16 protein-coding genes and 3 tRNA genes are annotated in these 15,272 nt (G+C 66.4%); 9 read left to right on the top strand and 10 right to left on the bottom strand.

Translation table 11 applies throughout. From position 1 onward, the window contains the following. Positions 1-98 precede the first annotated feature (98 nt). Complete coding sequence (locus tag A9G05_RS20025; protein ID WP_069562618.1) at positions 99-467, top strand: hypothetical protein; 369 nt, start codon at positions 99-101, stop codon at positions 465-467. Positions 468-590: 123 nt separating this feature from the next. On the opposite strand, the gene A9G05_RS20030 is transcribed toward A9G05_RS20025, so the two are convergent. Next, positions 591-667: transfer RNA gene (locus tag A9G05_RS20030), tRNA-Met, on the bottom strand. A gap of 219 nt (positions 668-886) precedes the next feature. On the opposite strand from A9G05_RS20030, the gene A9G05_RS20035 reads away from it, so the two are divergent. Genes A9G05_RS20035 through A9G05_RS20060 form a run of 6 tightly spaced genes read left to right on the top strand, consistent with a single transcriptional unit; the run spans position 887 to position 5,636 of the window. After that, a complete protein-coding gene (locus A9G05_RS20035; RefSeq protein WP_069562619.1) occupies positions 887-1,555 on the top strand; it encodes a metal ABC transporter ATP-binding protein in 669 nt (222 codons plus the stop codon). Next, complete coding sequence (locus tag A9G05_RS20040) at positions 1,555-2,415, top strand: metal ABC transporter permease (RefSeq protein WP_043245644.1); 861 nt, start codon at positions 1,555-1,557, stop codon at positions 2,413-2,415. Before A9G05_RS20035 ends, A9G05_RS20040 begins: the two co-directional genes overlap by 1 nt. 17 nt (positions 2,416-2,432) lie before the next feature. Beyond that, on the top strand, positions 2,433-3,308 hold the full coding sequence (locus A9G05_RS20045; protein WP_069562645.1) for a metal ABC transporter solute-binding protein, Zn/Mn family: 876 nt from the start codon (positions 2,433-2,435) through the stop codon (positions 3,306-3,308). Continuing rightward, complete coding sequence (gene hisI, locus A9G05_RS20050) at positions 3,305-3,736, top strand: phosphoribosyl-AMP cyclohydrolase (protein ID WP_069562620.1); 432 nt, start codon at positions 3,305-3,307, stop codon at positions 3,734-3,736. The genes A9G05_RS20045 and hisI overlap by 4 nt, the downstream gene beginning before the upstream one ends. Further along, on the top strand, positions 3,733-4,293 hold the full coding sequence (locus tag A9G05_RS20055; protein WP_043245640.1) for a carbonate dehydratase: 561 nt from the start codon (positions 3,733-3,735) through the stop codon (positions 4,291-4,293). The genes hisI and A9G05_RS20055 overlap by 4 nt, the downstream gene beginning before the upstream one ends. A 2-nt stretch (positions 4,294-4,295) precedes the next feature. Beyond that, positions 4,296-5,636 (top strand): dihydroorotase, encoded by a 1,341-nt coding sequence (locus tag A9G05_RS20060; protein ID WP_069562621.1) that lies wholly within the window; start codon positions 4,296-4,298, stop codon positions 5,634-5,636. Positions 5,637-5,787: 151 nt separating this feature from the next. Here the strand turns inward: A9G05_RS20060 and ychF are convergent, their stop codons facing one another. From ychF to A9G05_RS20105, 9 genes are all read right to left on the bottom strand, one after another. After that, on the bottom strand, positions 5,788-6,888 hold the full coding sequence (gene ychF / locus A9G05_RS20065) for a redox-regulated ATPase YchF (RefSeq protein ID WP_069562622.1): 1,101 nt from the start codon (positions 6,886-6,888) through the stop codon (positions 5,788-5,790). Between the two features lie 41 nt (positions 6,889-6,929). Then, a complete protein-coding gene (gene pth / locus A9G05_RS20070; RefSeq protein WP_044404452.1) occupies positions 6,930-7,514 on the bottom strand; it encodes an aminoacyl-tRNA hydrolase in 585 nt (194 codons plus the stop codon). A gap of 30 nt (positions 7,515-7,544) precedes the next feature. Then, positions 7,545-8,147 (bottom strand): 50S ribosomal protein L25/general stress protein Ctc, encoded by a 603-nt coding sequence (locus A9G05_RS20075; RefSeq protein WP_069562623.1) that lies wholly within the window; start codon positions 8,145-8,147, stop codon positions 7,545-7,547. A gap of 108 nt (positions 8,148-8,255) precedes the next feature. Next, a complete protein-coding gene (locus A9G05_RS20080; RefSeq protein ID WP_044404458.1) occupies positions 8,256-9,197 on the bottom strand; it encodes a ribose-phosphate pyrophosphokinase in 942 nt (313 codons plus the stop codon). An 85-nt stretch (positions 9,198-9,282) separates the two neighbouring features. Further along, positions 9,283-9,357 (bottom strand) — tRNA-Gln (locus A9G05_RS20085). A gap of 56 nt (positions 9,358-9,413) precedes the next feature. After that, positions 9,414-9,488: transfer RNA gene (locus A9G05_RS20090), tRNA-Gln, on the bottom strand. A gap of 34 nt (positions 9,489-9,522) precedes the next feature. Then, the gene (gene ispE / locus A9G05_RS20095) at positions 9,523-10,374 is read right to left on the bottom strand and encodes a 4-(cytidine 5'-diphospho)-2-C-methyl-D-erythritol kinase (RefSeq protein WP_069562624.1); all 852 of its coding nucleotides are present in this window, start codon (positions 10,372-10,374) and stop codon (positions 9,523-9,525) included. Between the two features lie 8 nt (positions 10,375-10,382). Beyond that, complete coding sequence (gene lolB, locus A9G05_RS20100) at positions 10,383-11,000, bottom strand: lipoprotein insertase outer membrane protein LolB (RefSeq protein ID WP_069562625.1); 618 nt, start codon at positions 10,998-11,000, stop codon at positions 10,383-10,385. A 3-nt stretch (positions 11,001-11,003) separates the two neighbouring features. Further along, positions 11,004-12,731 carry a tetratricopeptide repeat protein gene (locus A9G05_RS20105; protein WP_069562626.1) on the bottom strand — a complete coding sequence of 576 codons (1,728 nt, stop codon included), beginning with the start codon at positions 12,729-12,731 and terminating at the stop codon, positions 11,004-11,006. Between the two features lie 186 nt (positions 12,732-12,917). On the opposite strand from A9G05_RS20105, the gene hemA reads away from it, so the two are divergent. Next, entirely contained in the window at positions 12,918-14,192 is a 1,275-nt protein-coding gene (hemA, locus tag A9G05_RS20110; RefSeq protein WP_069562627.1) for a glutamyl-tRNA reductase, read from the top strand. After that, entirely contained in the window at positions 14,189-15,271 is a 1,083-nt protein-coding gene (gene prfA / locus A9G05_RS20115) for a peptide chain release factor 1 (protein WP_044404472.1), read from the top strand. Before hemA ends, prfA begins: the two co-directional genes overlap by 4 nt. The last annotated feature ends 1 nt before the right edge of the window (position 15,272 follow it).

Below are 15,272 nucleotides of genomic sequence, written 5' to 3' on the forward strand. Positions count from 1 at the left end.
ATTTCGTCGTGTATAGTGGGCTCAAATGACGAATATTTCGTCATTCGTGAGCGTGATTGAGTCACAGTTTATGGGCATTTCAGAGGCAGGGATAGGCAATGAGACGGCACCTGGATTCACCCTTCGGAGCGGCTACGACTGGCAAGCGTGGCGCGTTGGATTTCGATGCGAACACGGCTATCGGCTACATCGGCAAGACGGTGCTCGTCGAGCTGGTGTGGGACGACAGCGAGGCGCCGATCTGGTGCTGCAAGCACATCGTCGGCGTGGTCCTGCCCATGGCGGGCGTGTATGAGGAAGCGTTCTTCATGACCATCGATGGTCATTGCCGTGAGCGCTTTCCCAGCGAGGTCTTCCTTTCCACCATCCGCACGATCCGGGCCTTGTGGTCACGGGACCCAACAGGCGGTGCTGTTGACGGAGGCGCGTGCCAGAGCGGGGAGCCAGGGAAGGGCGGCGCAGCATGAGGGACGCTGCGGTGAAATCAATCAGGGGGAGGGCGTGATGCAGGGAGGCGGGCAGGGGAGCGTCAAGAAATCAACACCCCAGAAAGCACAAAGGGTTAGCCGAAGCTAACCCTTTGTTTTATATGGTGGCTACGCAGGGACTTGAACCCCGGACCCCAGCATTATGAATGCTATGCTCTAACCAGCTGAGCTACGTAGCCAACGTGGCGCGCATTATTCTCTCGCTTCCTGCCTCTGTCAACCCCACTTTTCAGAATTTTTCGAAGGGCGATCAACCGCTTAGCGGTGGGTGCCGGTTGGCGTTCGGGTTGGAAAAGGGGAGGGGGTGTGCGCGGGGAAATGGGTTGTGAAGCGCGATTTGTTACTTTATAACATTTGCGTTTTCCTACAGCCCTTTCTCCCACGCCCTGGACCTGACGATGCTTCAGTTCGATGCCTTGCAATGGGGGCCGCCTGCGCGGCCGTTGGCGCCGCCGCTTTCCCTGGCGTTGCCGGCCGGCAGCCTTACGGCGGTGGTGGGGCGCAACGGGTGCGGCAAGAGCAGCCTACTGCGGGTGATCGCCGGTTTGCAGCGCCCCTTGGCGGGGCGGGTGAGCGTCGGGGCGGCGGGCCTGGGGGCGGTGGGCTTTCTGCAGCAGCAACAGGCGCTGGACCGGCAGTTCCCCCTCAGCCTGGGGGAGCTGGCGATGGCGGGGTTGTGGCGCAGCCGCTTGAGCCGGGCGGAGCGGCGTCGGCGCTGCGCGGCGGCCCTGGTGGATTGGCAGTTGGAGGCGCTGGCCGACCAGCCGCTGCTGGCGCTTTCCGGCGGGGAGTTGCAGCGGGCCTTGTTGGTGCGGCTGGAGCTGATGGACGCGCCGCTGCTGTTGCTGGACGAGCCCGACGCGGCGCTGGACGCGGAGGGCCAGGCGATTCTCTGGCAGCGCATCGCCCGCTGGCAGCGGGAGGGGCGCACGCAGCTGGTGGTCTGCCATGACCTGGAGGCGGTGCGTGAGCACCTGCCGCGTTGCCTGCTGATCCGCGCTGACGGCTGCCGTCATGGCGCCAGCCGCGTGCTGCTGCCGGCGTCGACCCGCCAGCAGGTGGCCTGATGCTCGCGGCGCTCTGGCAACCCTTTGCGGAGTTCGCCTTTTTGCAGCGGGCGCTGCTGGGCGGGGTGGCGCTGGCGTGCAGCGCGGGGCCGCTGGGGGTGTTCCTGATGCTGCGGCGCATGAGCCTGATCGGCGATGCGATTTCCCACGGGGTGCTGCCCGGTGCGGCGCTGGCGTTCTGGTTCTTCGGCCTGAGCCTGCCGGCGCTGACCTTCGGCGGCCTGGTGGCGGGGCTGGGGATGGCCGGGCTGGCGGCGTGGATCACCCGCCGCACCGGCCTGCGGGAGGATGCGAGCCTGGCGGCCATCTACCCCATTTCCCTGGCGGGCGGTGTGCTGTTGCTGGGGCTGGCCGGGCGTCGGATCGATTTGTTGCACCTGCTGTTCGGCTCGGCCCTGGCGGTGGACGGCGAGACGCTGCGCAGCATGCTGACGGTGGCCGGCACGAGCCTGGCGCTGTTGGCGCTGATCTACCGCCCGCTGCTGTGGGACAGCTTCGATCCGGTGTTCCTGCGCGGGGTGAGCCGCTTCGGGGCGCCGGCCTATGCGCTGTTCCTGGCGCTGGTGGTGCTCAACCTGGTGACCGGCTTCCACGCCATCGGCGCGCTGATGGTGGTGGGGCTGATGATGCTGCCGGCCGCTGCGGCGCGCTTCTGGAGCCGGCGCCTGCCGGTGCTGCTGCTGACGGCGGCGGGCATCGGTGCGAGCTGCGTGTGGCTGGGGCTGTTGCTGTCGTTCCACGCCAACCTGCCCAGCGGCCCCTGCATCGTGTTGCTGGCGGGGCTGGCTTACCTGATTTCGGTGTTCGTCGGGCCGGTCCACGGCTTGCTGCGACGCGCGCCCCTTCCCGTTCCCTGTTGAGGAGTCTCCGCATGTTCATGCGCCTGTGCGTTGTGCTGCTGTTGCTGCTGTGCCTGCCCGTTTCACTGTCCGCTGCAGAGAAGGCGAGGGTGGTGACCACCTTCAGCATCCTGGCGGACATCACCCGCGAGATCGGCGGGGACGATATCCAGCTCACCAACCTGGTGGGGGCGGATGCCGATGCCCACGTCTTCGAGCCCGCTCCGGCCCAGGTGCGGGCGGTGCTGGAGGCGGACCTGGTGATCGCCAACGGGCTGGGCTTCGAGCCCTGGTTGGAGCGCCTGCTGGCCAACGGTGAGGCGCGGGGCACGCGCATCGATGCGAGCAAGGGCGTGGTGCCGATCACGGTGCTGGAGCACGACCAGCGCCTGGTGGACCCCCACGCCTGGCAGAGCCTGGGCAATGCGGAGATCTACGCGCGCAACATCACCCAGGCGTTGGCGCAGTTGGTGCCGGCCCGGGCGGCGGCCTTCGAGGCGCGGCGGGATTCCTGGCTGGGGCGGCTGGGGGCGCTGCGCCAGAGCATCGCCCCGCGCCTGATGGCGTTGCCGCCGGAGCGGCGCCGGGTGCTGACCAGCCACGATGCCTTCGGTTACTTCGCCCAGGAGTGGCGCTTGCAGTTCCTCGCGGCCCAGGGCGTGAGCGATGCCGCCGAGCCCTCCGCCGCCGAGGTGGCGGCACTGATCCGCCAACTGCGGGCGGAGGGGGTGCGCGCCATCTTCGTGGAGAACATCCGCGATGCGCGGCTGGTGAAGCAGATCGCCGAGGAGGCCGGCGCGCGGGTGGGCGGCACGCTGTATTCCGATGCGCTGGCGGCCGAGGGCGCAGCCAGCACCTACCTCGGCATGTACCGGCAGAACGTGGAGCGGCTGCTGCAGGCGCTGGCGCCATGAAATTCTGGCTGCAACTGGAGCGGAGCCCGGCCGGCACCGGGCGGGATCTGGAGGCGGTGATGGCGGCCATCCCCTGGAATGCCGACGGGCTGATCGCCGCCGTGGCGCAGCAGTACGACAGCGGCGAGGTGCTGATGCTGGCGTGGATGAACGCCGAGTCTCTGCGGGCCACGCTGGAGGAGGGGCGGGCGTGCTACTGGTCGCGCTCGCGGCGCTGCCTGTGGCGCAAGGGCGACACCTCCGGGCATGTGCAGCATCTGGTGAGCGCCCACCTGGATTGCGACGGCGATGCGCTGCTGCTGCAGGTGGACCAGGCCGGCCCGGCCTGCCACACCCGGCGTCGTTCGTGCTTCTACAACCAGCTCTCCGGCGCGGGGCTGCGGGTGGTGAGCTCGGTGCCGGTGCCTTCTGCGGGAGGCCGTCCATGATCCGCAAGAACCCTTCCGGCCACCTGCCGGTGATCGCCGAGTCCGCCTATGTGGACAAGACCGCGATCCTCTGCGGCAAGGTGATCGTGCAGGACAACGTGTTCATCGGGCCCTATGCGGTGATCCGCGCGGATGAGGTGGACGCGAGCGGTGACATGCAGCCGATCGTCATCGGCGCCAACTCCAACATCCAGGACGGGGTGGTGATCCACTCCAAGTCGGGGGCGGCGGTCACCATCGGCAGCCACACCTCCATCGCCCACCGCTCGATCATCCACGGCCCCTGCCAGGTGGGGGACCGGGTGTTCATCGGCTTCAACAGCGTGCTGTTCAACTGCACCGTGGGCGATGGCTGCGTGGTGCGGCACAACGCGGTGGTGGACGGCTGCGACCTGCCCCCGGGCTTCCACGTGACCTCGACCCAGCGCATCGGGCCGAAGACCGATCTGGACAGCCTGCCCCGGGTGAGCGTTTCCGCCGCCGAATTCTCCGAAGACGTGGCCCGCACCAACATCGATCTGGTGCGCGGTTACAAGGCCCTGCAGAACGAGTTCTAGCCATGCATAACCTGCTGATCCGCAATGCCCGCCTGGTCAATGAAGGCTGCGAGTGGGAGGCCGACCTGCTGGTGCACAACGGCCGTATCGAACGCATCGACCGCAGCATCAGCGCCCGCCCGGATGTGCGGGTGATCGACGCCCGCGGCCAGTACCTGCTGCCGGGGATGATCGATGACCAGGTGCACTTCCGTGACCCCGGCGCGCCCCACAAGGGCACTTTCCTCAGCGAGTCCCGCGCGGCGCTGGCCGGGGGTGTGACCAGTGTGATGGACATGCCCAACACCCAGCCGCCGACCCTGGACCTGGAGGCGCTGGCGGCGAAGGAGCGCCGCGCGGCGGCTTGTTCGTCGGTGAACTACGGTTTTCACTTCGGTGTGAGCCGGGACAACCTCGACACCGTGGCCCGGCTCGACCCGGAGCGGGTGGCGGGGGTGAAGGTGTTCATGGGGGCCTCCACCGGCAACCTGCTGGTGGACGACGAGGCCTCCCTGGAGCGGCTGTTCCGCGATTGTCCGACGCTGCTGCTGGCCCACTGCGAAGACACGCCGCGCATCCGCGAGCGCGAGGCGCAATGGGCGGCCGACTACGGCGAGGCCATCCCACCCGAGGCGCACCCGCTGATCCGCGATGCGGAGGCTTGCTACCGCTCCTCCAGCCGGGCGGTGGCGCTGGCCCGTCGCTTCGGCACCGACCTGCATGTGCTGCACATCACCACGGCGCGGGAGCTGGAGCTGTTCATCCCTGGGCCGCTGCCGGGCAAGCGCATCACCGCTGAGGTGTGCGTGCACCACCTGCTGTTCGATGACCGCGACTACCCGCGCCTGGGCCACCTGATCAAGTGCAACCCGGCGATCAAGGCGCCCTCCGACCGTGATGCCCTGCGCCGGGCCTTGCTGGACGGGCGGCTGGACGTGATCGGCAGCGACCACGCGCCCCACACCCGGGAGGAGAAGGCCCGGCCCTACGCCCAGGCGCCCGCCGGCTTGCCGCTGGTGCAGCACAGCCTGCCGGCGCTGCTGGAGCTGGTGGCCGACGGGCTGCTGCCGCTGACGCTGCTGGTGCACAAGACCAGCCACGCGGTGGCGGAGCGCTTCGCCATCGAGCGGCGGGGCTACCTGCGCGAGGGCTACTGGGCGGACCTGGTGCTGGTGGAGCGCCTGGCCGAGCCACGGCCGGTGGAGGCGGACCCGATCCACGCGCAATGCGGCTGGACGCCGTTCCAGGGCCGGACCTTCCGCCACGCGGTGCGCACCACGCTGGTGTCGGGCCAACTGGGCTGGCACCAGGGGCGCTTCGGGGAGGATTGCCAGGGCCTGCCCCTGCGTTTTCGACGGCGTTGAGGGCTGTGTTGATTGGGGGCGGCCTGCGCCACTGCGCTGAACGGCCTGGCGCTGGCGCGGGAGGTGTTCGAGCAGCGGGGTGAGGCGGCCTGAAGCACGAAGCCCCCGGCGGCGTGAATCCGCAGGGGGCTTCGGGTGAAGCGGGGAGGGCTCAGACGTTGAAGCGGAAGTGCATCACGTCGCCGTCCTTGACGATGTATTCCTTGCCTTCCAGGCGCCATTTGCCGGCTTCCTTGGCGCCGGCTTCGCCCTTGTACTGGATGAAGTCGTCATAGGCGACCACTTCGGCGCGGATGAAGCCTTTCTCGAAGTCGGTGTGGATGACGGCTGCCGCCTGGGGGGCGGTGGCGCCGATGCGCACGGTCCAGGCGCGGACTTCCTTCACGCCAGCGGTGAAGTAGGTCTGCAGGTTGAGCAGGTTGTAGCCGGCGCGGATCACGCGGTTCAGGCCCGGCTCTTCCATGCCCATGGACTCGAGGAACATCAGTTTCTCTTCGTCGTCGTCCAGTTCGGCGATCTCGGCTTCGATCTTGTTGCAGACCGGTACCACGATGGCGCCTTCTTCGGCGGCGATGGCTTTCACCACGTCCAGGTGCGGGTTGTTCTCGAAGCCGTCCTCGGCGACGTTGGCGATGTACATCACCGGCTTGCTGGTGAGCAGGTGGAAGCCGCGGATCACGCGCTTCTGCTCGTCGTCCATGTTCTTCATCAGGCTGCGCGCGGGCTTGCCTTCGGTGAAGTGGGCGATCAGTTGTTCCAGCAGGGCCTTCTGGGCGATGGCGTCCTTGTCGCCGCCTTTGGCGTTGCGGACCACTTTCTGCAGTTGCTTCTCGCAGCTGTCGAGGTCGGCAAAGATCAGTTCGAGGTCGATGATCTCGATGTCGCGCTTGGGGTCGACGCTGTTGGAGACGTGGATGACGTTGTCGTCCTCGAAGCAGCGCACGACGTGGGCGATGGCGTCGGTCTCGCGGATGTTGGCGAGGAACTTGTTGCCCAGGCCCTCACCCTTGGAGGCTCCGGCGACCAGGCCGGCGATGTCGACGAACTCCATGGTGGTGGGCAGGACCCGCTCCGGCTTGACGATCTCGGCCAGGGCTTCCAGGCGCGCGTCGGGCATGGGAACGATGCCGCTGTTCGGCTCGATGGTGCAGAAGGGGAAGTTTTCCGCCGCGATGCCGGATTTGGTCAGGGCGTTGAACAGGGTGGACTTGCCGACGTTGGGCAGGCCGACGATGCCGCAATTGAATCCCATGCTATGTCCCTCGCGCCAATGGGGCGATTAAGAGGTGTGGATCAGGCCTTCTGGCTGTGCAGTTTCTGCATCGCGCGGGTGAAGTCCCCCGCGAGGATGTCGGGCAGCACGCCGAGGGCGAAGTCGATGCTGGTGTCGAGCAGTTCCTGCTCGCTGCGCGGGGCGCGGCCGAGGACGTAGCCGGATACCAGGCTGGCGTGCCCGGGATGGCCGATGCCGAGGCGCAGGCGATGGAAGCCGTTCTGGTTGCCGAGCTGGGCGATGATGTCGCGCAACCCGTTGTGCCCGCCATGGCCACCGCCCTGCTTGAGCTTGGCGACGCCGGGGGGCATGTCGAGTTCGTCGTGGGCCACCAGGATCGCGTCGACCGGGATGCGGAAGAAACCGGCGAGCGCCGCCACGGACTGGCCGCTGCGGTTCATGTAGGTGGTGGGGATGAGCAGACGAACGTCGCGGCCCTGGTGGCTGAATTTGCCAACGAGGCCGAAATACTTCTTGTCGAGAGACAGGTTGACGCGCTGGCTGTCTGCCACGCGCTCAACGAAAAGGGCCCCTGCGTTATGCCGGGTCTGGTCGTATTCGGGGCCTGGATTTCCCAGGCCGACGATCAGTTGTACGGCGGTCACGACAGGGGCCCTTCCTTCAGGCTGCGCGAATTACTCGGCGGAGCCTTCTTCATCCTTCACGCGGGAGGCTTTCACGTTGGCGACCACGAGGTCGTTGCCGTGGGCCAGTGCAACCAGCTCGATGCCTTTCGGCAGCTTGAGGTCGGACAGGTGGATGTTCTGGCCAACTTCAAGATTTGCCACGTCGACATCGATGTGCTCGGGCAGGTCTTGCGGCAGGCAGGAAACTTCCAGCTCGGGGGTCACGCGGTAGACTTCGCCGCCGCCTTGCTTGACGCCAACGCAGCTTTCTTCGTTCAGGTAACGAACCGGTACGTGGGCAGTCAGTTTGTGGCCGGCAACGACGCGCTGGAAGTCAGCGTGTACGACGAAGCCTTTGGACGGGTGGCGCTGCAGGGCCTTGATCAGAACGGTCTCGGTGGCACCGGCGACGTTCAGGGCGATCACGTGGCTGAAGGCAGCCTCGTTTTCCAGCAGCTTGGCCAGTTCTTTGGCCAGCAGGCTGACGGATTGCGGAGCCTTGTCGCCACCGTAGACAACGGCGGGTACTTGGGCTTCGTTACGACGCAGGCGGCGGCTCGCACCTTTCCCCAGGTCGGAACGTACGGAAGCGTTCAGGGCGAATTCAGTCATTACAGTTCTCCAAAATAGCCAAACCGCCCCGAGTGCTTGCGACCAGCATCTTGGGCGGTTAGGCAAAAAAGCCCCACCGGAGCGGGGCGTTTTCGTCAGGCGCGTTCCTTAGCGGAACATCGCGCTGATCGATTCCTCATTGCTGATGCGGCGGACCGCTTCAGCCACGACCGGCGCGATATCCAGTTGACGGATACGGGAGCAGGCCTGTGCCGCGGCGGACAGGGGGATGGTGTTGGTCACCACCAGCTCGTCCAGCACGGAGTTTTCAATGTTCTCGATGGCACGACCGGACAGCACCGGGTGGGTGCAGTAGGCGTAGACCTTGGCAGCGCCGTGGTCCTTCAGGGCCTTGGCGGCGTGGCCGAGGGTGCCGGCGGTGTCGACCATGTCGTCGACCAGAACGCAGGTCCGGCCGTCCACATCACCGATGATGTGCATGACTTCGGACTGGTTGGCCTTGGGACGACGCTTGTCGATGATCGCCAGATCGACGCCCAGGGACTTGGCGACGGCACGGGCACGTACCACGCCACCGATGTCCGGGGAGACGATCATGAGGTTGTCGAAACGCTGGTCTTCGATGTCATCCACCAGAACGGGGGAGCCGTAGATGTTGTCCACGGGGATATCGAAGAAACCCTGGATCTGGTCGGCATGCAGGTCGACGGTCAGCACGCGGTCGATACCGACCACGGTGAGCATGTCGGCCACGACCTTGGCGCTGATCGCCACGCGAGCGGAACGCGGGCGGCGGTCCTGGCGGGCATAGCCGAAGTAGGGGATCACAGCGGTGATACGGGACGCCGAGGAGCGGCGGAAGGCGTCAGCCATCACCACCAGCTCCATCAGGTTGTCGTTGGTGGGCGCGCACGTGGGCTGGATCAGGAAGACGTCCTTACCGCGGACATTTTCGTTGATTTCCGCGCTGATTTCGCCGTCGGAGAACTTGCCTACAGAGGCGTCACCGAGGGGGATATGCAGTTGACGTACGACGCGACGCGCCAGATCGGGGTTGGCGTTCCCCGTGAAGACCATCATCTTGGACACGCGCAGTACCTGCCGGCTGAGGGTGGACCTGATGAATTAAAAAGCTGTTCAAACGCGCGAGGCCTTTGAACAGCTTCTTCGTGTATGGCAGGGGCGGCTGGATTCGAACCAACGCATGGCAGGATCAAAACCTGCTGCCTTACCGCTTGGCGACGCCCCTATATCGTTTAACTACCGTTGCAAGACCTGTTCTACCGAGGACCCTGGGGAGGGTTATGGCAGGGGCGGCTGGATTCGAACCAACGCATGGCAGGATCAAAACCTGCTGCCTTACCGCTTGGCGACGCCCCTGTGTCGGTATAACCGGAGGACTTGCACACTTCTTTCAAGCCAGGCTTTCGAGGCGGCGATGCAGCATCGAGATGTTGCTGCCCTTGGCGACGAAACTTGGCAGAGTGGCCGGAAGTTGGCGGGCGACTTTATCAGCATCGTCCCGGTTTGGGAAGCTCCCAAACACACAAGCTCCGGTGCCGGTTAGTCGGGCAGATGTGAATTTGTTCAACCACATCAGTGCGTTACGAACTTCTGGGTAACGCTTCTCGACCACTGGCTGACAGTCGTTACGACTGCCCCCCTCAAGAAGGCTGCGAAGAGTAATGGGCGCAGAATTCCGTGTCAACTCGGGATCGGTGAAAACTTCTGCTGTGCTGACAAAGACTTGCGGTACGCCGACGAGGAACCAAGGCTCCTCCAGGGTGACCGGTTGCAGGCGCTCGCCGACGCCTTCGGCGAAGGCGGCGCGACCGCGCACGAACACCGGCACGTCGGCACCCAGTGCCAGTCCCAGCTCGGCCAGACGCTCTTCGCCGAGGTGCGTCTGCCAGAGGTGGTCAAGGCCGAGGAGGGTGGTGGCGGCATCGGAACTGCCGCCGCCGATGCCGCCGCCCATGGGCAGGCGTTTGTCGAGCCAGATGTCGGCGCCCAGGCGGGTGCCGGACGCCTGCTGCAGGCTGCGCGCGGCGCGGACGATCAGGTTGCTGTCATGGGGGACGCCGGGCATCTCGGTGCGCAGGTGGATCTCGCCATCCTCACGGAGCGAGAAGCCCAGCTCATCGCCGTGGTCGAGGAACTGGAACAGCGTCTGCAGCTCGTGGTAACCGTCGGGACGGCGCCCGAGGATGTGCAGCATGAGGTTGAGCTTGGCCGGCGCCGGCAGGATCAGTTGGGCGTCTTGCATGGCGGAACTCACTGGCCGAGCTGGCGCGGTTGCCAGTCCTTGATCACCAGGGTGACGTCGAGGTCGGCGCCCTTGAGCTTGATGCGCTCGGGCAGGGTGAAGCCGTTCTGCTCGACGTAGCTGAGGTAGTTCACCTCCCAGCCGTCCTGTTCCAGGCGGGAGAGGTGGCTGTCGCTGTCGAGGGTCAGGCGGCTGCGGCTGTCGGGGGCGGGCAGGCCGCGTACCCACCATTGCAGGTGGGAGACGGGCAGGCGCCAGCCGAGCTGTTCTTCCAGCAGGGCTTCGGGGGATTCCGCTTCGAAGCGCCCCTGGTTGGCCACTTCCAGCACGATGGCGCCGGGGTGGCCGGTGAGGCGGGCGGCGCCACGGCCCAGCGGGCCGGACAGGCGGATGTCGTAGTAGTCGCGGCGTTGCAGCCAGAACAGCGTGCCGCTGCCGGAGTCCTTCGGGGCGCGGATGCCGACCTTGCCGGCGATCTGCCAGCCATCGAGGGCGGCGACCTGCTGCTTGTGGGCTTTCCAGAGGGTGGCGTCGCCTTTGCCTTCCACCGATTCACGGGAGGTGAGGCCGGCGCAGCCGGTGAGCAGGAGCAGCGCCCCTGCAGCCAGTAGATGACGTAGACGCATGGATCAGAGGGTCTCGGAACCGGTCAGGCGCTTCAGGGTGCTGCGCAGGATGGGGCTGTCGGGCTGGTTCTTCAGGGCTTCGGCCCACACTTTGCGGGCTTCGTCCTGCTTGCCTTTGACCCACAGCACTTCGCCCAGGTGGGCGGCTACTTCGTGGTCGGGGAAGGCTTCCAGGGCTTGGCGCAGCAGGCGCTCGGCCTCGTCCAGTTTGCCCTGGCGGTAGTTGATCCAGCCGAGGCTGTCGAGGATGGCCGGATCATCCGGCTTGAGCTGGTGCGCCTGTTCCACCAGGGCACGGGCTTCCTCGTAGCGGGTGGTGCGGTCGGCCAGGGTGTAGCCCAGCGCGTTCAGCGCCATGGCGTTCTCGGGCTCGCGCTCGATGATGAAGCGCAGGTCACGCTCCAGTTGGGCCAGGTCGCCGCGCTTCTCGGCCAGCATGGCGCGGGTGTAGAGCAGGTTGAGATCGTCCGGGAACTGCTTCAGCCCCTGGGCGATGGTGGCCCAGGCGTGGTCGATCTGCTGGCGCTCGGCGAAGTTCTCCGCTTCGATCAGGTAGAGCTGGATGGCGTAGTCGGGCTGCGCCTCGCGTGCCTTGGCCAGGTGGCTGGCGGCCTCGTCGCCGCGCTTGGCGTCCAGTAGCAGCTCGGTGTAGCGCAGTTGGGCGGGCAGGTAGTCGTTGCCGGGGCCCACCAGGCCGTATTCGATCAGTGCACTTTCCAGGTCGTTGCGCTTCTCGTAGACCTGGCCGAGGTTGAAGTGGGCGGAGTCGACATGGCTGCCGCGTTCCACCAGTTCCTGCAGGTAGACCTGGGCTTCGTCCCAGGCTTCACCCTCCATGCACACCAGGGCAAGGGAGAAGCGCAGGTCGTCGTCATCGGGGAAGCGCTGGACCAGTCCGGCGAATTCGGACTTGGCTTCGTCCAGCCGGTCGGCCTCCACCAGCAGGCGGGCATAGGTCAGGCGCAGGCGCTTGTCGTCCGGGTGTTGCTTGATGGCGCGCTCCAGCAGCGGCAGGGCGTCGTGGGTGCGGTCCAGGCTTTGCAGCAGGCGGGCACGCAGGAGGATCGGCGGGATCTGCTTGTCGCTGGAGGGCAGGTCTTCCAGCAGGGCCAGGGCGTCTTCGGTGCGGCCGTCCTGTTGCATCAGCACGGCTTTGCCGAACACCAGTTGGCTGTTGTCCGGGTACTTGGCCAGCAGGCGGTCGAAGCTTTGCAGCAGGCCGGCGCGGGTGTCCGGGTCGGTTTCGGCGGCGGACAGGGCGAGGAAGTCGAAATGGGTGTTGCCCTGCTTCTGCAGCACCTTCTCCATGTAGGTCATGGATTCGTCGTAGCGACCGCCACGGGCCAGTTGGATGGCGGCGGCGCGCTGGGCGTCGAGGTTCTCGGGGGCGTTGGTGGCCCAGATCAGCGCGGTGTCCAGCGCGGCCTGGTCGGCGCCCAGGTACTCGGCAATGCGAAAGGCGCGTTCGGCGACGGCGGGGTCCTGGGTGGCGTTGGCCTGCTGGACGTAGTTGCCAAGGGCGATGTCGAAGCGGTTGCGCTGCCCGGCCAGCTCAGCGGTGAGCAGGGCGAACAGCGTGTCGCGGCTGAACGACGCATAGACCTGGGGCTTGGCTTCGGGTGCCTGGGCGCTGTCTTCCACCGGCGGGGTGCCGTCCGTGGATGAAGGGGCCAGGGTCTGGCATCCGCCAAGGAACAGGAAGGCGGTCAGCAACGCGAGGGATTTGTTCATAAGGGGGAAAGGGCGACTAACCTGCGGTCGGAGCATCATGACACAAGCCGCCAGGCAAGCCCATGGGGCCGGACCCCATAGATTGCATGGCGCGTATACAGGCCTGTGACAATGGCAAGCGGTGGTTGTTCTCACTGAATCGAAGTAGGACAATTGCGCGCCTTCCGTATCCGTTAGCGACCCTGCATGGCCTTTCTAGCCCTCGGTATCAACCACAAAACCGCCTCCGTGGATGTGCGCGAGCGCGTGGCTTTTACTCCCGAGCAGATGGTCGAGGCCCTGCAGCAGCTTTGCAGCCTCACTCCCAGCCGCGAGGCGGCGATCCTCTCCACCTGCAACCGCAGCGAGCTCTACCTGGAGCAGGACGAAATCTGTGCCGACGAGGTGCTGACCTGGCTGGCCGGCTACCACAACCTCAGCCTCGAAGAACTGCGTGCCTGTGCCTATGTGCACCACGATGCCGCTGCCGTGCGCCACATGATGCGCGTGGCCTCTGGCCTGGACTCCATGGTCCTCGGCGAGCCGCAGATCCTCGGGCAGATGAAGTCCGCCTACGCCGTGGCGCGTGAGGCCGGCACCGTCGGGCCGTTGCTGGGGCGCCTGTTCCAGGCCACCTTCAGCACCGCCAAGACCGTGCGCACCGACACCGCCATCGGCGAGAACCCGGTCTCCGTGGCCTTCGCCGCCGTCAGTCTGGCCCGGCAGATCTTCTCCAGCCTGAGCCGCAGCCAGGCGCTGCTGATCGGCGCCGGCGAGACCATCACCCTGGTCGCCCGCCACCTGCACGAGCAGGGCGTCAAGCGCATCGTCGTCGCCAACCGCACCCTGGAGCGCGCCAGCCTGCTGGCCGAACAGTTCGGTGCCCACGCGGTGCTGCTGGCCGACATCCCGGACGAGCTGGTCAACAGCGACATCGTCATCAGTTCCACCGCCAGCCAGTTGCCGATCCTCGGCAAGGGCGCCGTGGAGCGCGCGCTGAAGCAGCGCAAGCACAAGCCGATCTTCATGGTCGACATCGCCGTCCCCCGCGACATCGAGCCCGAAGTGGGCGAGCTGGACGACGTCTACCTCTATACCGTCGATGACCTCCATGACGTGGTCGAGGAGAACCTCAAGAGCCGCCAGGGCGCTGCCCAGGCCGCCGAGGAGCTGGTCAGCGGCGGTGTCGACGAGTTCATGCAGCGCCTGCGCGAGCTGGCTGCGGTGGACGTGCTGCGCGCCTACCGCCAGCAAGCCGAGCGGCTGCGCGACGAGGAGCTGGCCAAGGCCCAGCGCATGCTGGTCAACGGCGCCGCCCCGGAAGATGTCCTCGCCCAACTGGCCCGTGGCCTCACCAACAAGCTGCTGCACGCCCCCAGCGTGCAGTTGAAGAAACTCTCCGCCGACGGCCGCTTCGATGCGCTGGCCGTGGCCCAGGAACTCTTCGCCCTCGACGAGGGCCCGGACAAGCACCCTCAATGAAAGCGTCACTGCTCAAGAAGCTCGACATCCTCCAGGATCGTTACGAGGAGCTCACCGCATTGCTCGGCGATGCCGAGGTCATCAGCGACCAGACCCGCTTCCGCGCCTACTCCAAGGAGTACGCCGAGGTCGAGCCGGTCATCCTCGCCTTCCGCGAGTTCCGCAAGGTGCAGGACGACCTCGAAGGCGCCCAGGCGCTGCTCAAGGACAGCGACCCGGACCTGCGTGAAATGGCCGAAGAGGAAGTCGCCCAGGCCCGCGAGCAATTGGTGGGTCTGGAGGCACGCCTGCAGCGCATGCTGCTGCCCAAGGACCCGAACGACGGCCGCAACGTGTTCCTCGAGATCCGCGCCGGCACCGGCGGCGACGAGGCGGCGATCTTCTCCGGCGACCTGTTCCGCATGTACTCGCGCTATGCCGAACGGCAGGGCTGGCGGGTGGAGATCCTCTCCGAGAACGAGGGCGAGCACGGCGGCTATAAAGAGGTGATCGCCCGTGTCGAGGGCGATAACGTCTACGCCAAGCTCAAGTTCGAATCCGGCGCCCACCGTGTGCAGCGCGTGCCGGAGACCGAGTCCCAGGGCCGCATCCACACCTCCGCCTGCACCGTCGCCGTGCTCCCCGAACCGGACGAGCAGGCCGCCATCGAGATCAACCCGGCGGACCTGCGCATCGACACCTACCGTTCCTCCGGCGCCGGCGGCCAGCACGTCAACAAGACCGACTCCGCCGTGCGCATCACCCACATCCCCAGCGGGATCGTGGTCGAGTGCCAGGAAGAGCGCTCCCAGCACAAGAACCGCGCCAAGGCCATGGCCTGGCTCGCGGCCAAGCTGAACGACCAGCAGGAAGCCGCCGCGCACAAGGAAATCTCCGAGACCCGCAAGCTGCTGGTGGGCTCCGGGGACCGTTCCGAGCGCATCCGCACCTACAACTACCCCCAGGGCCGGGTCACCGATCACCGTATCAACCTGACCCTCTACGCCCTGGACGACGTGCTCGCCGGCAGCGTGGAAGCCGTCATCGAGCCGCTGCTGGCGGAATACCAGGCCGACCAGTTGGCCGCCCTCGGAGACTGAC

This window comes from Pseudomonas sp. ENNP23 (assembly GCF_001728945.1).
Lineage (GTDB): Bacteria > Pseudomonadota > Gammaproteobacteria > Pseudomonadales > Pseudomonadaceae > Metapseudomonas > Metapseudomonas otitidis.

Excerpts from the sequence above, each read along its gene's own strand:
- A9G05_RS20055 (WP_043245640.1), top strand. The coding sequence starts at position 3,733 with ATGATCCGCAAGAACCCTTCCGGCCACCTGCCGGTGATCGCCGAGTCC.
- A9G05_RS20045 (WP_069562645.1), top strand. The coding sequence starts at position 2,433 with ATGCGCCTGTGCGTTGTGCTGCTGTTGCTGCTGTGCCTGCCCGTTTCA.
- A9G05_RS20075 (WP_069562623.1), bottom strand. The coding sequence starts at position 8,147 with ATGACTGAATTCGCCCTGAACGCTTCCGTACGTTCCGACCTGGGGAAA.
- A9G05_RS20025 (WP_069562618.1), top strand. The coding sequence starts at position 99 with ATGAGACGGCACCTGGATTCACCCTTCGGAGCGGCTACGACTGGCAAG.
- A9G05_RS20035 (WP_069562619.1), top strand. The coding sequence starts at position 887 with ATGCTTCAGTTCGATGCCTTGCAATGGGGGCCGCCTGCGCGGCCGTTG.
- A9G05_RS20105 (WP_069562626.1), bottom strand. The coding sequence starts at position 12,731 with ATGAACAAATCCCTCGCGTTGCTGACCGCCTTCCTGTTCCTTGGCGGA.
- lolB (WP_069562625.1), bottom strand. The coding sequence starts at position 11,000 with ATGCGTCTACGTCATCTACTGGCTGCAGGGGCGCTGCTCCTGCTCACC.
- ychF (WP_069562622.1), bottom strand. The coding sequence starts at position 6,888 with ATGGGATTCAATTGCGGCATCGTCGGCCTGCCCAACGTCGGCAAGTCC.
- A9G05_RS20040 (WP_043245644.1), top strand. The coding sequence starts at position 1,555 with ATGCTCGCGGCGCTCTGGCAACCCTTTGCGGAGTTCGCCTTTTTGCAG.
- hisI (WP_069562620.1), top strand. The coding sequence starts at position 3,305 with ATGAAATTCTGGCTGCAACTGGAGCGGAGCCCGGCCGGCACCGGGCGG.
- A9G05_RS20060 (WP_069562621.1), top strand. The coding sequence starts at position 4,296 with ATGCATAACCTGCTGATCCGCAATGCCCGCCTGGTCAATGAAGGCTGC.
- ispE (WP_069562624.1), bottom strand. The coding sequence starts at position 10,374 with ATGCAAGACGCCCAACTGATCCTGCCGGCGCCGGCCAAGCTCAACCTC.
- prfA (WP_044404472.1), top strand. The coding sequence starts at position 14,189 with ATGAAAGCGTCACTGCTCAAGAAGCTCGACATCCTCCAGGATCGTTAC.
- hemA (WP_069562627.1), top strand. The coding sequence starts at position 12,918 with ATGGCCTTTCTAGCCCTCGGTATCAACCACAAAACCGCCTCCGTGGAT.